Genomic DNA, 14,992 nt, shown 5'->3' on the forward strand with positions numbered 1-14,992 from the left:
CTTGTTATTTTTTCGTTGTACTTGCTTTCTTTGCCGGAGCTTTTTTCGCCGTTGCCTTTGGTGCTGCAGCCGTTTTTGCCGTTTCTTTAGCCTTTGCTGCCGGTTTTGCTTTTCCAATCAGTGGAACATCATTTACCGAGGTTCTGATGTATTTGCCCCAGGTCAGGTTGTCTTGCCCCTCCACATGTTCCTTTGCACGTTCTATGGCATATTTTGCCGATGTTTCCACTACCCAGTCGAAATTCTCCTGGCCCACACTGGTTACTTCTGCATCAGGTGCAGGATTGCAAAAATCAATTGCATAAGGGATACCATCACGAACAGCAAATTCTACCGTATTGAAATCATAACCCAGATATTGATTTAACAGGATCACATAATCATGGATCGTTTGCAATAACTTCTCGCTCGAAGGCCCTTTCTCCACTACATAACGTAAGTGAGCTGGGTTTCTCGGTTCATATTGCATGATTTTCACATACTTACCACCAATGCAATAACACCTGAAATATTCGTCAAAAACGATTTCTTCCTGAAGCATCATCACCGTTTGTTTGGTCTGACTGTGCTTGTCAAAGAAATCCTCCTTGTCATGCAGCTTATACACTTCTTTCCATCCGCCGCCATCAAAGGGCTTCATATAAGCTGGGAACCCTGTATATTTAAATATTCCATCCCAGTCCATTGGGAAGGCCAGGTTGCTGAATGATTTTTCTGTGGTGTCGTCCGGTTGATCATAAGAGGGGATCAATGCGGTTTTAGGAACCGGAACCCCTAGTTTTATGGCCAGCGCATTGTTGAAGAATTTCTCATCTGCACTCCACCAAAACGGATTGTTGATCACTGCCGTTCCTGTCATTGCTGCATTTTTTAATGCCGCACGGTAAAAGGGGACACCCTGAGAAATGCGGTCTAAAATTACCGCATATCCTAGTGGTTCGGCCTGAAATATCTTGTCAATACTCACAAATTCTGCCCTGATGTCTGGTCCTGCGATTTCGTTTACCCGTTTTACAAAGGCCTCCGGAAATGATCTTTCCTGCCCAAATAAGATTCCGATTTTTTTCATATAATTAGTATAGTTTTTATAGGTCTTCCTGATTTTTACGTTATCCGGTCCCCTTTGTTGGTTTTCGGCCGACAAGCTTCCTGGTTTTTGCTGATGTTTTGGTTTGTTTTTCGAATCCCCTTTGATTCTCTTGGTTTTGTTAATGATGAAACAACAAAAAGGCGTTAATGTTCTGATAAATATGCCCTTTATGAATTTACAATTGAGACAGGTACTCCGGAAACATTTGTCGCCAGGTGGGCCAGTCATGATCTGCATTTTGGCGGATATCCAGCCAATGCCCGATGCCCTTGTCATTTAAGATGCCGGATAGCTTTTCATTGTCTCCTTTGCACATATCTCTGTCGGATGTTCCCAGAATAATTTTCATATTCCAGAGTTCCCGGTTCTGGTCATGTGGCAGGTAATCTACCGGATTATTGAAATAAACGTCGTCGTTGTAGAAGCCGTCCAGCTGTCCGCGGATATCAAATGCACCGCTCATGCTGATCATATGGCTCACCAGCCAGGGATGTCTGAAAGCGAAGTTCGCCGCATGATAGCCCCCAAAACTGCATCCGGCGGTGATAATCTTGTCGTGTCCGGTCTCCTGCCTTGCCATGGAAGAAACCTCCTCCAGTAACAATTTATCATACCAGATGTGGTTCTTTACCCGGTCTGCCGGATGGATATCCTTGTTGTACCAGCTTAGCTTATCGATACTGTCTACACAGTAGATCTTGATTTTTCCTTCCTCAATAAAGTGTTGTACAGATTCAATTAACTTAAAATCTTTGTTCTCAAAATACCGCCCCATACTGGTGGGAAAGAGCAGGATCGGATAACCACTTTGTCCGAAGGTCAGCAGCTCAAAATCCGCGTTTAGATTATGGCTATACCATTTTTTATACTCTTCAACCATGTTGCGAAAATTAGCTGCTTTAAGGTATAAAAAACTATTTTTAAACCCAAAGGAAAATTCGCATTTCTTTCTATAAATCTGCACATTAGCTGAAAAATATTGACACTTATGAAGATATTTTGTCAATAATAGTACCTTTGCAGACTATTTGTGAGAAAGGGGAAATTGCCGCATTATGTATACCACCATGTTACTTCCGGAAGTGATCAGAACTAAAAACGTGATAAAGTCTAACAGTTTAAAAAGAGAGGTAGAGCTGGAAATCTTTACTCCCGATAACCTGCTGGGAAACGAAACACTGAATCTGCTTATTTTAAACGATGGACAGGACGCCGAAGGTCTGGATTTGGAAAATACGTTAAACGCATTGTACCGGACGCATAAAATAGAACCCCTGGTGGTCGTTGCTGTTAAAGCCTCCAAAGACCGCGTTCAGGAATATGGGGTTGCCGGTGTTCCTGATTTCGCCGGAAGAGGTAGCTTAGCCCCGGCCTATACCGATTTTGTCATCAATGAACTGCTTCCTTTTATTCAGGGAGAAGTAGAAATGCCGATCAATGGGAAAAGGGCTTTCGCGGGATGTTCTCTTGGAGGATTGACTGCTTTTGATATTGCCTGGAACAACGAAAATTATTTCGATGCCGTAGGCGTATTTTCGGGAGCTTTCTGGTGGAGAAAAAAAGACCTTAAAGACGGTTATACAGATGACGACCGGATTCTTCATCAAATGATTAAACAAACAAATGGCAGGCCTGAGCTTAAATTCTGGCTGATGACAGGCACAGCAGACGAAACTGCCGACAGGAACCGCAATTACATTATAGATTCTATTGATGATACCATTGATGTCATCAAGGGCTTGCTGGAAAAAGGGTATCAACGTCCCGAAGACATCGCTTATTATGAAATGGTGGGAGGGACGCACGATGTTCCGACCTGGTCCAAAGCAATGCCGGCATTCTTAACCTGGGCATTCGGTAGAAAAACCTATTTATAGGATTTGCTGCTGATTTCTTCGATTTTATCCGAAGGATAAACAAATGTTCCGGAAGCATCTTCCAGAGACTTCTTCAGCATCGCCGATGCGACCTTCTCAATTTTGATGCTCCTGTATTTCCGCAAACCGGAAATCAGAAATGGGTTTAAGATCTGCATCACAACGGTCATCAGGCCCTCCATGTTACGGCTTTCTTTTCTTTCCCCAACGAGCAGGGAAGGCTGATAGATATGAACGCTTTTAAAAGGAATGGCTTTCAGGTCTCTTTCTACTTCTCCTTTTGTTTTCGTATAAAAGATGCTCGAAGAAGGATTTGCCCCCAAAGCAGATACCAGATGGTATTGTTCTGCCCCGTTGTTTTTGGCAATGGCTGCTGCATCCAGTGGATACTGGTAGTCTATCTTTTTATATTGTACCTGATCCGGGGTTTTATTTTTTGTAGTGCCGAGGCAGCAGAAAACCACATCTCCCTGAATCTGCGGTGCATAATCATTCAACTTATCAAAATCTACAATCAGCTGTTTTAGTTTGGGATGCTGTCGTTCCAGCTTCTTCCGGCCCACGATAAGGACCTCTTTATAATTGCTGTTGCTCAGGAGCTGTTCCAGCAAGCTTTCTCCTATTAATCCACTCGCACCGAATAAAACTGCTTTCTTTTCCATCTTTTATAATTGTTGAGGCGTTGATCAATCCGCTTTTTATGCCGATTTTAACTGTCAACAAAGTACGCATTAGCTGGGGGAACGCCAATACCTGTTTTGAATAAAATGGTCATTACGATCACATTATAAAAGACACTTATTTTTCAATATTTGCTCTTAACTAATTGATTGATATGTCGATAATAAAACGTATCTTTGCGCAAAAATTACACGCATTTTATGCAAAAAATAAGAAATATAGCTATCATAGCCCACGTTGACCACGGTAAAACTACACTGGTTGATAAGATCTTACACTCTTGTTCCATCTTCCGTGATAACGAACAAACGGGAGATTTAATACTTGACAATAATGATTTGGAGCGTGAACGGGGAATTACCATCGTTTCAAAAAACGTATCTGTTCAGTATAAAGATGTAAAAATCAACATTATTGATACCCCTGGTCACGCCGATTTTGGTGGTGAAGTAGAACGTGTATTGAAAATGGCTGATGGAGTATTGTTATTGTGTGATGCATTTGAAGGTGCGATGCCTCAAACTCGTTTCGTTACACAAAAAGCTTTGGCTCTGGGTTTAAAACCAATCGTAGTCGTAAATAAAGTTGATAAAGAAAACTGTCGCCCTGAAGAGGTTTACGAACAGATTTTCGAATTGTTCTTTAACCTTGAAGCTACAGAAGATCAATTGGATTTCCCTGTGATTTATGGTTCATCAAAACAAGGTTGGATGAGTACAGACTGGAAAGTGCCTACTACAGACATTTTCGCGCTTTTAGACGCAGTTGTTGCTAATATCCCTCCTGCACCTACAAACGATGGTACTTTACAAATGCAGATCACCTCTTTAGATTATTCATCTTTCGTAGGTCGTATCGCAGTTGGACGTGTTCACCGTGGTGTGATTAAAGAAAACCAACCGGTTACTTTGATCAAACGTGATGGTAAGATTGTAAAAACAAGAGTTAAAGAATTATATACTTTCGAAGGTTTAGGAAAGATCCGTGCTACTGAAGTGAAATCTGGTGATATCTGCGCTGTTGTAGGTATCGAAGGTTTTGATATCGGTGATACTATTGCTGATTTTGATGCTCCGGAACAATTGCCGGTAATCAAAATTGATGAGCCTACAATGAACATGTTGTTCACCATCAATAACTCCCCATTCTTCGGTAAAGAAGGTAAATTTGTAACGTCTCAACGTATCAAAGAACGTCTTTACAAAGAAATGGAGAAAAACTTAGCCCTTAAAGTGGTTGAAACTCCATCTCCTGATGCTTACTTAGTATATGGAAGGGGTATTCTCCATTTATCAGTATTGATCGAGACCATGCGTCGCGAAGGTTATGAGATTCAGGTAGGACAGCCACAGGTAATCGTTAAAGAAATTGACGGTAAAAAATGTGAGCCTATTGAAACTTTGATCGTAGATGTACCGGGTGAAGTTGCTGGTAAAGTAATCGAGCTGGTAACACAACGTAAAGGTGAATTGTTGATCATGGAACCTAAAGGAGATTTACAACACTTAGAGTTTGACATTCCTGCACGTGGTATCATCGGATTAAGAAATAACGTATTAACCGCTACAGGTGGTGAAGCGATTATGGCACACCGTTTCAAAGCTTATGAGCCTTGGAAAGGTGTAATCCCTGGAAGGTTGAACGGAGTATTGGTTTCTATGGAAAAAGGAAGTACAACTGCTTATTCAATTGATAAACTACAGGATCGTGGTCGTTTCTTCGTAGATCCGGGTGTTGAGGTTTATGAAGGTCAGATTATGGGTGAGCACATCCGTGACAATGACTTAGTAGTAAACATCGTTAAAGGTAAAGCTTTAACCAACATGCGTGCATCTGGTACTGATGATAGCAACCGTATTGCTCCGGCAATTAAGTTCTCTCTGGAAGAAGCTATGGAATATATCCAGGCTGATGAGTACATCGAGATCACTCCATTGAGCATGCGTTTACGTAAAATCTACTTAACTGAAGGTGAACGTAAAATAAAAGGTAAAAACTTCTAGTCCTTTCGGATCAGAAAATACGAGCCCGCAGGTCAACACCTGCGGGCTTTTTCTATTTAGAAGTAATATTCCTCAAACCCTCTTTCCCAGCCCTGTTTTTTCTTAATTTTGCCGCTTAATACAAGATAATATGGAATCATTGAAGGGTAAAAATGCCATCATCACCGGTGCCGGAAAAGGGATCGGACGCGCCATTGCGATTGCTTTGGCACAGGAAGGTGTAAACATAGGTTTAGTAGCAAGAACAGCATCTGACTTAGAAAAAGTGGCGGAAGAACTGGCACAATACGGTGTTAAAACAGCAATTGCTACCGCAGATGTAACCGATATTAATGCTGTCAATACTGCCATTACAGGGCTGAAATCTTCATTAGGTGCAGTAGATATCCTTATTAACAATGCAGGAATCGCTGCTTTCGGATCATTTATGGAACTGGAGCCTGCAAAATGGGAAGAGATTGTGAAAGTCAACCTATTTGGCCCATATTACGTAACCCGTGCAGTACTTCCGGAAATGATAGAAAGAAAAACGGGAGATATCATCAATGTTTCTTCTACTGCCGGTAAAAATGGGGCTGCGGTAACGAGTGCCTATAGTGCTTCTAAATTCGGACTGATCGGAATGTCGGAATCTTTAATGCAGGAAGCCCGTAAACACAATATTCGTGTGAGTACTTTAGTACCAAGTACGGTCTCTACCGATATGGCAAAAGACCTTAAATTAACAGATGGAAATCCTGACCGCGTGATGCAACCAGAAGATTTTGCAGAACTTGTAGTTGCACAACTCAAGCTTAACCGCCGGGTATTCCTGAAAGAAGGGGCATTGTGGTCTACAAACCCTTAATTCAAAACTAAAATCTGTTCGTCCTGAAATTGGGTGAATCCTATAAAAATCCCCTGAATCCTTAAAGGTCTCAGGGGATCATATGTATTGTTCTAGTTTATTTTCTTAAACTTCCATAGCTGCGCCTGAGAAAGACTTAGGGCACCCATTTTTACAGCCGCATCATCAGCTGCAGAAGTATCCTGCACATCTACACCAATCTTTCTTGCACTTGCCGGAATGAGTCTGAAATAACCATCGGTATACGACGGTACAATCTGCCACAATTGATTGCTTCCTGAACCCGAAGTATATACAATCACATTTGCCCCGGCAGCAGTGGAACCTCCTTCTACGTCAAGCGATTTTCCGGTGTTATTCTGAGGAACAAGCTTATAAAAACCATCTCTGACATGACTGATCTGCCAGCGTTGATTAAGCCCGTCATCATCTGTTTTAATCGCTACACTGCTATTGTTCGCAGCAACCTGAAGGTTTTTTCCTGCAGCATGCTGAGGTTCTATTTCATAAATTCCCCCCTGGATATGCGTGCCCTGATTGTACTTGTAATTGGTACTCAAACGATCTCCTGCAGAAAGCTGTGTGCGTTGCATGTTCCATCCCGTTCCATCTTTTCTGGTCATTACTCCTCCGGATGGATAAATCATGATAGAAGTATAGTCGAAAGGACCAATGCCAAAGGCTGTTGGTGCCGGAACGTATTGAGAATTCGTAGTGTTCACATTGATAAACAAATCGCGGTCAGGGCGGCGCTGTTCATGATGTAGACCCAGCGCATGACCGATTTCATGGGCAATCGAGCCTACAGGGAAAGAATCCGTATCCACGGAAATGATCTGAGCACCTCCTTTTCTTCCAATGGAATTGCTAAAAGCAGAACCATCACTATTCTCGTTCAGCTCTATGTAATCTGCGGTATTGGCATCAGCAACGATAAATTCAAAATCAAGACCAGCGACCGTCCAGAAGGCGGTAGCCCTGATCCAACGGGCTTTAAGCGTGTCAGAGATTCCTGTGGCAAACTTATAGTATACTTTTCTGTTGGTCCATAATTTCCCGTCTACTGCACCTTCATTTGATGGTTTTCCGGCAAGAGATACGTCTTCGGGATTTAACACGATGTCATTGGCAAACAGGTATTTCCCATTCTCGATTTCCAGCAGGTCTACGAGTTCTCCATGATAATAGGCTTTTACCGAAGCTCCGGTGGTTTTGGGTTGATAGGCTTCTGCTTTCAGCTCTTTTGAAAGGCCTGGAATAGCGCCGTTTTGTTCTGAATCATTAGATTTTTTACAGGCAATAATGCTACTGCTGATGAAGACAATAGCAATCAATTTTTTAAGGTGACTTTGGTTCATAGGGATAGTTTTTAAGTTGATATCCGTAATGATACCTAATCCCGAATACTTAAATAGGCGGAGCTGGACTTTTGTAAGTTTCCGATACTGTTTTGTATTAAAAGTATATTTTTAGAAACCTAGTCCTGGGATGACAAGTGTTGAAACGCTGAAGCCGCTCTGTACCGATACGAAGGAAGCCGGTTTTCTTTAAAAACCTTTGACTTATAAATCCATTGGTAACTCAGTAAAGCGCAACAGGTTCCGATCAATGCACCAACAATAACGTCTTGTAAAAAATGTTGGGCGAGGTAGATGCGGGAATACCCCGTGAGTACCGCGAAGCACAGGCAGTATAGAGAAATCCTCTTTTTCTTAAAAACGAGTACCATTACGGTGGCCAGGGCGAAAGCTGAAGTCGTATGTCCGGAAGGAAAAGAATTTGAACCATGTAGGTTTATGTCATTTACAAAATAGGGGTAATCAAATCCCGTCTGTTCAAAAAAAGCACTCGGCCGGGGCATCTGGAAGGTTCTTTTCATAATTTGAGCAATCAGGCCCGAGCTTAGGAAAGCAACGAGCAATATGACTGCTTTTTTTCTCTTTCTCCATAAAAGAAGAACGATGATCACCATCAGGCTAAAAAGGCCGTCACCAAAATTTGTAACCAACATGAAAAAGCGATCCAGCCATAATGGATGATAAAGATTGAGCATCAGAAATCCTTCAGTCTTGGAAAAACAGCTGTTAAAAACAACAGCCAGCAAAAGAAGGAGAAAGACAAGGCCGAAATAGCAGGGAAATCTGAGAATTCGTTGTAACATGGAGCGCTTTATATTGCTTTGAGTCAAAAGTAGTGCAGCAGTATAAATTCGGCGTTAAGGGAATGTCATGATTTTGTCACGGACGTCGGCGCGTTTTAGTCAAATAAGAAACGAAAGTAGGCCTCAGGATTGTCCAGGAAGCTTTTTGTCAGCTGGTAATGCTCGGTGTCTTTATAGCCGATTTCTTCCAGTCCGGATGTTCCGAAATTATAAATTGTAGCCTCAGGATAACAAAGGAGCATAGGAGAATGGGTGGCAATAATGAATTGTGCCCTGCCGGATTGTTCCAGCTTGTTAATAATCGACATAAAAGTCATCAGCCGGTTGGGCGAAAGCGCTGCTTCAGGCTCATCCAGAATATAAATGCCCCTGCTGAATTGATTTTGGAAGAGCGATAAAAATGATTCCCCATGGCTCTGCTCATGAAGAGATTTGCCTCCATAGGCATCCAGTATGCTTGCGTCTTCAACTGCAATTTCATCAATATAATCTGCGAAGTTGAAAAAGCTCTCCGCCCGCATGAAAAATCCATTACTGATGCGTTTTGGTGTCCAGCCAAGGGTAATAGATCCACTAAGCGGTGTGCTGTAGCCGTTATATTCTTCGCTGCTGTCTACATTGTGATTGCGGTTTCCACCGCGCAGGCTAAACCCGCATTGATCAGCGATCGCCTCTAACAGCGTAGATTTACCGGAACCATTTTCACCCACAAAGAAAGTCACATTGTCGTGCAACCGGAGTGTTAATCCCTCCTTAAACGCGGGGATAGAAAACGGATAATCTGCTATCTCGGTTTTGGGTAAGGTAATATGGGATAGAAAAGGCATGATTAATCATTGGTTCTGCGGTGGCGGATATAATATTGCGCCAGATTGATGGCAATGAAAATATGATTGATCAGGTTTGGCACCAACCCGTAATATTTTGTAAATATCCGGAAGCGCTCTTTGAGACTGGCGAGGTGCTTTTTCTTAGATACACCACCAACGAGGTATTTCGCCACATAGCTATGCGTATTTACAATACTCGAAGCATTCTTTGCTGCCCTGATGATCCAGTCGATATCAGAACTGTATTTATATTCCAGGTTAAAAGGTTCTGCCAGGCTGCGTTTCACATAGATTGCCTGGTGACTGATGCTCATGCCATATTTAAAACTCTGCCAGTCGAAGTTTTCCGGCGAATGATGTCTCCTTTGTCCCAGACTTTCCCATTGCTCGTTAAACATCTCTGTTTCGCCATAATAGATATCTGCTGCGGCTGCGGTATCAAACACTTCTGCCACCGTTACCGGCGCATAAATTTCATCACCGGAATTCATGAACAGGACATAATCACCTGTCGCGAGGGATAAACCTTTGTTCATCGCATCATAGATCCCCTTGTCCGGCTCTGAAATAAACTGGGCAAGTCTTGATTTATATTTATAAATGATGTCTTTTGTGCCGTCACCGGAAGCTCCGTCAATGAGAATATATTCTATGTTCGGATAGGTCTGATTCAACACAGAAAGCATTGTGCGCTCAATATCCTTTACATTATTATAAACGATGGTGATGACACTTAGCTTTGGTTGCATGGAGGTAAAATCTAAATCTAAAATTAACGCGGCTGTAAATTAATCAGGGACTGATACAATAATAAGTGTTTTTCTGCAATAACGGCTTCAGAGAATTGAGTTAAAATCGTTCTTCTTGCTTCTTTTTGAATATCAGGCGCATTTTCGTCATGATATAGCCATTCTATTCCAGTGGCAAGGTCTTCTGAAGATTTATATTCCGCGAGATAGCCATTTTCCAGATGCTTCACCATATCCGGAATGCCACCTGTTTTAAAGGCCACCACGGGCGTTGCGCAAGCCAGGCTTTCCATTACCGTATTAGGCAGGTTATCTTCCAGTGAGGGGGTGATAAAAACGTCTGCAGCAGAATAGCACTTGGCCAGGTGTTCGTCATTGCTGATGGTGCCCAAAAACGTGGTTTTAAAAGGGAATTCCGGCATATCGACATTGTCTTTATTTCCGAAAATGACGAGTTCTATGTTTTCTTTAACAATTCCAGGTCTCGAAGCCAGGTCGTTCAAAGCATCGATGAGGTAAGAAGTTCCCTTATGCTTGTCGTTTTTGGAGGGCATAAAACCACTCATCATGACAAATTTATTGGGGTTGATCTTTAACACCTTTTTCGCTTCCGATTTTACATAAGGTTTGAAAACCTTGGTCTCAATCGTATTTGGAATAACCGTAATGCCACGGGTGCCCAATAAACTGCTCAGTTTCACAGATTCTGCCATCCAGTTGCTGGGGGCCACAATATGACAGTTCAGCTCCGAATATGCCTTTTTCTTACGCAGCCAGGTTTTATGGGAAAAATCATCCTTTCCACTAAACTTTAGCAATGGGCAGCAGCCACATTCCTTATGGTAATTTTCACAGGAATAGCGGACATGACAACCGCCGGTAAAAGCATTGCTGTCGTGAAAAGTCCAGACCACCGGCTTTTCCAGTTCATCGATCTGCGCCAGAAACTTTGGAGATAAAAAACCATGGTTAATCCAATGTAAATGGATAATATCAGCTTCTTTTACCTTAGGATGTTTGATCACCGAACGGCCAAACCATTGCAATGAAAAGGGTGTTTTTACGGCTTTAGCAAATGCTTTAGACAAATAACGCTCGGCAAGAATGTTGAAAACTGCCAGAGCTCTCTGGAAAGGGCCCTTACTAAAAGTATCGGTGAGCTTACTTTCCTTAAACTGAAAATAGACCACCACATTCGAATCGACGTCATGCGCTTTCAGGGCATCACTTAAGCGCAGACAGGCCCTTCCGGCACCCCCGTTTCCTTCATATGTATTTAAGTGTACTACTTTCAATTTATCAAAATTATCTATTATTGTGAACCATTGTTAAATTCTTATGTATTTTCGTTGGTTTCTATCAAAATTTAATAAAAAGATGTTGTTTTTTGCCACACTGAATTTTTTTCAGTGTCCTCTGCTGTTAACAGCCCTATACATGGGATAAAAATAGCTAAAGTACCACGAACATCTTCTTTTAAAACAGCATAATAGAAAAAACATTGTTTGTATGCCGATAAAATTAATTTAAAAATCGAAAGAATCCTAAGCCATACCCCTAAACAGAACCAAATATATACAATGAAAAAAGTTTTTTACGCCCTTACCGCTGCCTTACTGCTTTCTAATATGGTAGCCACGGCTCAAAACGAGCCCTATTTTACAGCATATCCGGCATTGACCCCGGATGGTCAGATCGTGGTGTTTAGTTATGAAGGAGACCTTTGGAAGGTTCCTTCTGCCGGAGGTGCAGCTACCCGTCTTACGGCAATGCCTGGTAATGAGGTCAGTCCCAAAGTCTCTCCGGATGGAAAATGGCTGGCTTTTTCTGCTAACCAGTTTGGAAACAACGATGTGTACCTCATGCCACTTGCCGGAGGAACGGTAACACAGCTGACTTTTCATGATGCCTCAGATGAGGTGGAGAGCTGGAGCTGGGATTCCAAATCTATTTACTTCACCTCAGGACGTTACAATGGTTACACGGCTTATAAAGTGGGTCTTACCGGAGGTACTGCAAGTCGCCTTTTTGACCACTATTTTAACCTGATTCACAATGTCGCGGAAGCACCCAACGGAGAATTGTTTTTTAATGACACCTGGGAGAGTAAAAACGCGGCCAACCGTAAGCGTTATAAAGGTGCTTTTAATCCGGATATCCAATCCTGGAACCCTAAAACAAAGACTTATAAACAATATACCGACTATAAAGGCAAGGACCTTTGGGCCAGTGTAGATAAAAACGGCAATGTCTTCTTCGCTTCTGATGAATGGAACGATGAATACAATCTGTATACTTTTAAAGCAGGAAAAAAAACAAGACTGACGGATTTTAAGTCGGCGGTTAAGCGCCCGGTGGTGGCTGCATCAGGAAATAAAATAGTGTTTGAGAAAGATTATCAACTTTATCTATATGACGTTGCCACTCAAAAATCAGAGAAGATCAATATCGGCATTTCCAGAAATAATATTTTAACCAAAGAGCAGGAGTTTGATGTGCGGGCCGCTATCAGTGCTTTTGACCTGTCCCCGGATGGTAAAAAGCTCGCTTTTATCTCCAGAGGAGAGTTATTTGTAAGTGATGCAGAAGGGAAATTTGTTAAGAAAATTGAAAGAGGGACAAAGGTTGCAGAGCGCGCAATGGAGGTAAAATGGCTTTCCGATAACCGTACCCTGGTTTTTAACCAAACAGACAAAGGATATCAGAACTGGTTTACCATTGCTGCCGATGGAAAAGGAACGTTGAAACAACTGACAAAAGACAATAGAAACAACCGGGATATTGCCTTCAATAAAGACCGTACTCAGGCGGTATATTTAAGTGGCAGAGATGAAGTCCGGATGCTGGATCTTAAATCTTTGGAAAGTAAGACTGTCGTTAAGGAGGAAGTCTGGGCATTCCAAAACTCTTCTCCTTCTTTTTCGCCGAATGGAGAGTACCTGTTGTTTACTGCCCGCCGCAATTTCGAAGAAGACATCTTCGTACATCAGATTAAAAACAATAAAACCATTAACCTGACCAATACCGGGGTTACCGAGACTTCTCCAAACTGGTCACCGGATGAAAAGTACATTTACTTTGTCAGCGCAAGAACAAAGCCATCTTATCCTTCGGGAATGCAAAACGGACATGTCTACAGAATGGCTTTGGATGAATATGATGAGCCTTACCGCATCGACAAGTTCGACGAACTGTTCACAGAGAAAAAAGAAGATAAACCTGAAGTAAAAAGTACGGCTAAAAAAGATACCACAAAAGCCAAGCCGACAGAAAAGAAAGAAAAAATACCTTCAGTCATTACCATCAATACTCAAAATATTATGGACCGGATTGAGCTTCAGGGACCATCTTTCGGCACCCAGCAGGGAGTCGAGGTCTTTGCAAAAGGAGAAAAAACCTATATGTTCTTTTACTCCGATCATGAGGCTGGTGTTGCTGGAACTTACCGGACAGTAACAGAACCTTTTGAAAGTGCTAAAACGGAAAAAGTAACAGAAGGATATGGCAGTCTGGTAGAAGCAGGTGGTAAATATTACACCCTGGTTCGAGGGGTCATTAATAAATACAACCTGGAAGCGAACAAATTAGACCGTTTAGACATTGGTTTTAAATTTAACAGAAACCTGAATGAAGAGTTTAATCAGATGTTTTACGAAACCTGGGCCGGTGTAGAGGAAAACTTCTATAACGAAACTTTTCATGGAATCGACTGGTTAAAGACTCAGCAGGAGTATGCAAAGTACCTTCCATACCTGAATAACCGCAACGACCTCCGCATTCTTTTAAACGATATGCTGGGCGAATTGAACTCTTCACACCTGGGCTTTGGTACTGCCGGTGCCGAAGAACGTAAAAACCTCAACTATGCCACCAATGAAACGGGAATCATTTTTTCTGATAAGGACCCTTTTAAAGTAGAGCGGATCGTAGCAAGGAGTAATGCCAAGCATGTTGGTGTCGACCTGAAAGCAGGAGATGTGATTACGGCGGTAGACGGAACCAAAGTCGACAAAGATGCCGACCGCGATACTTATTTTACTTCGCCTTCTCTCAGCCAGGAAATGGCACTTACCGTAGAACGTGGAGGGAAAACCATCCAAACAAAGGTACATCCTCAAAGCTCAGGCACATTGCGCAATAACCTGTACGATGAGTGGATTACGAATAACAGAGAACGCGTAAAACAGCTGGGTAATAACCGGATCGCTTATACCTATATGAAAAATATGGGCGGCGGGGAACTGGAAAATTTCCTGTTGGATATGGTGGCTCAGGAAAACAATAAAGAAGGCATTATCCTCGATCTGCGTTACAATACCGGAGGTAATGTACATGATGAGGTCTTAAAATTCTTAGCGCAAAGACCTTACCTTCAATGGAAATACCGTGGTGGTAAAACGGCCCCTCAAAGTAATTTTGGCCCTGCTGCCAAACCAATCGTATTGTTAATCAATGAACAGTCCTTAAGTGATGCCGAAATGACAGCCGCTGGATTCAAAGAATTAAAATTAGGTAAGATTATTGGTACAGAAACCTATCGTTGGATTATCTTTACCTCCGCTAAAGGATTGGTCGATGGTTCATCTTATCGCCTTCCTTCATGGGGCTGTTATACTCTGGATGGAAAAAATATTGAAACGGAAGGGGTAGCTCCTGATATTTACGTGAAAAATACATTCACCGACAGATTGGAGAATAAAGATCCTCAACTGGAACGTGCGGTATCAGAAATACTAAAAGATTTAAAAAAATAA

The 14,992-nt window shown here is 42.1% G+C and carries 12 protein-coding genes; 4 read left to right on the forward strand and 8 right to left on the reverse strand.

Going from position 1 to position 14,992, the window contains the following annotated elements:
• Positions 1-4: 4 nt before the first annotated feature.
• Entirely contained in the window at positions 5-1,069 is a 1,065-nt protein-coding gene (locus tag BLQ87_RS14720; RefSeq protein WP_074608931.1) for an ATP-grasp domain-containing protein, read from the reverse strand.
• A gap of 196 nt (positions 1,070-1,265) precedes the next feature.
• On the reverse strand, positions 1,266-1,970 hold the full coding sequence (locus tag BLQ87_RS14725) for an esterase family protein (RefSeq protein WP_074608934.1): 705 nt from the start codon (positions 1,968-1,970) through the stop codon (positions 1,266-1,268).
• A gap of 175 nt (positions 1,971-2,145) precedes the next feature.
• Between BLQ87_RS14725 and BLQ87_RS14730 the strand changes: the two genes are divergently transcribed.
• Positions 2,146-2,967, forward strand: a complete 822-nt coding sequence (locus BLQ87_RS14730; RefSeq protein WP_074608092.1) for an alpha/beta hydrolase — start codon at positions 2,146-2,148, stop codon at positions 2,965-2,967.
• Here BLQ87_RS14730 and BLQ87_RS14735 read toward each other — a convergent pair.
• Positions 2,958-3,629: an NAD(P)H-binding protein gene (locus BLQ87_RS14735; RefSeq protein ID WP_074608095.1), complete on the reverse strand. Its 672-nt coding sequence runs from the start codon at positions 3,627-3,629 to the stop codon at positions 2,958-2,960. The two genes, BLQ87_RS14730 and BLQ87_RS14735, sit on opposite strands and share 10 nt — an antisense overlap.
• A gap of 219 nt (positions 3,630-3,848) precedes the next feature.
• Between BLQ87_RS14735 and typA the strand changes: the two genes are divergently transcribed.
• Both typA and BLQ87_RS14745 read left to right on the forward strand, forming a co-directional pair.
• Positions 3,849-5,651: a translational GTPase TypA gene (gene typA / locus BLQ87_RS14740; RefSeq protein ID WP_074608097.1), complete on the forward strand. Its 1,803-nt coding sequence runs from the start codon at positions 3,849-3,851 to the stop codon at positions 5,649-5,651.
• A 130-nt stretch (positions 5,652-5,781) separates the two neighbouring features.
• On the forward strand, positions 5,782-6,498 hold the full coding sequence (locus BLQ87_RS14745) for a 3-ketoacyl-ACP reductase (RefSeq protein WP_074608099.1): 717 nt from the start codon (positions 5,782-5,784) through the stop codon (positions 6,496-6,498).
• Between the two features lie 92 nt (positions 6,499-6,590).
• Here the strand turns inward: BLQ87_RS14745 and BLQ87_RS14750 are convergent, their stop codons facing one another.
• The 5 genes from BLQ87_RS14750 to BLQ87_RS14770 form a co-directional block, all read right to left on the reverse strand.
• Entirely contained in the window at positions 6,591-7,856 is a 1,266-nt protein-coding gene (locus BLQ87_RS14750) for an RICIN domain-containing protein (RefSeq protein WP_074608101.1), read from the reverse strand.
• Between the two features lie 119 nt (positions 7,857-7,975).
• Positions 7,976-8,551 (reverse strand): phosphatase PAP2 family protein, encoded by a 576-nt coding sequence (locus tag BLQ87_RS14755; protein ID WP_074608104.1) that lies wholly within the window; start codon positions 8,549-8,551, stop codon positions 7,976-7,978.
• 203 nt (positions 8,552-8,754) lie between these two features.
• Entirely contained in the window at positions 8,755-9,486 is a 732-nt protein-coding gene (locus BLQ87_RS14760) for an AAA family ATPase (protein WP_074608106.1), read from the reverse strand.
• A gap of 2 nt (positions 9,487-9,488) precedes the next feature.
• Positions 9,489-10,238 carry a glycosyltransferase family 2 protein gene (locus tag BLQ87_RS14765; RefSeq protein ID WP_074608108.1) on the reverse strand — a complete coding sequence of 250 codons (750 nt, stop codon included), beginning with the start codon at positions 10,236-10,238 and terminating at the stop codon, positions 9,489-9,491.
• Between the two features lie 23 nt (positions 10,239-10,261).
• A complete protein-coding gene (locus BLQ87_RS14770) occupies positions 10,262-11,533 on the reverse strand; it encodes a glycosyltransferase family 4 protein (RefSeq protein WP_074608110.1) in 1,272 nt (423 codons plus the stop codon).
• A 285-nt stretch (positions 11,534-11,818) separates the two neighbouring features.
• Here BLQ87_RS14770 and BLQ87_RS14775 point away from each other — a divergent pair, with 285 nt between their 5' ends.
• Positions 11,819-14,992 carry a S41 family peptidase gene (locus BLQ87_RS14775; RefSeq protein ID WP_074608936.1) on the forward strand — a complete coding sequence of 1,058 codons (3,174 nt, stop codon included), beginning with the start codon at positions 11,819-11,821 and terminating at the stop codon, positions 14,990-14,992.

It is taken from the genome of Pedobacter steynii, assembly GCF_900103665.1.
Lineage (GTDB): Bacteria > Bacteroidota > Bacteroidia > Sphingobacteriales > Sphingobacteriaceae > Pedobacter > Pedobacter steynii.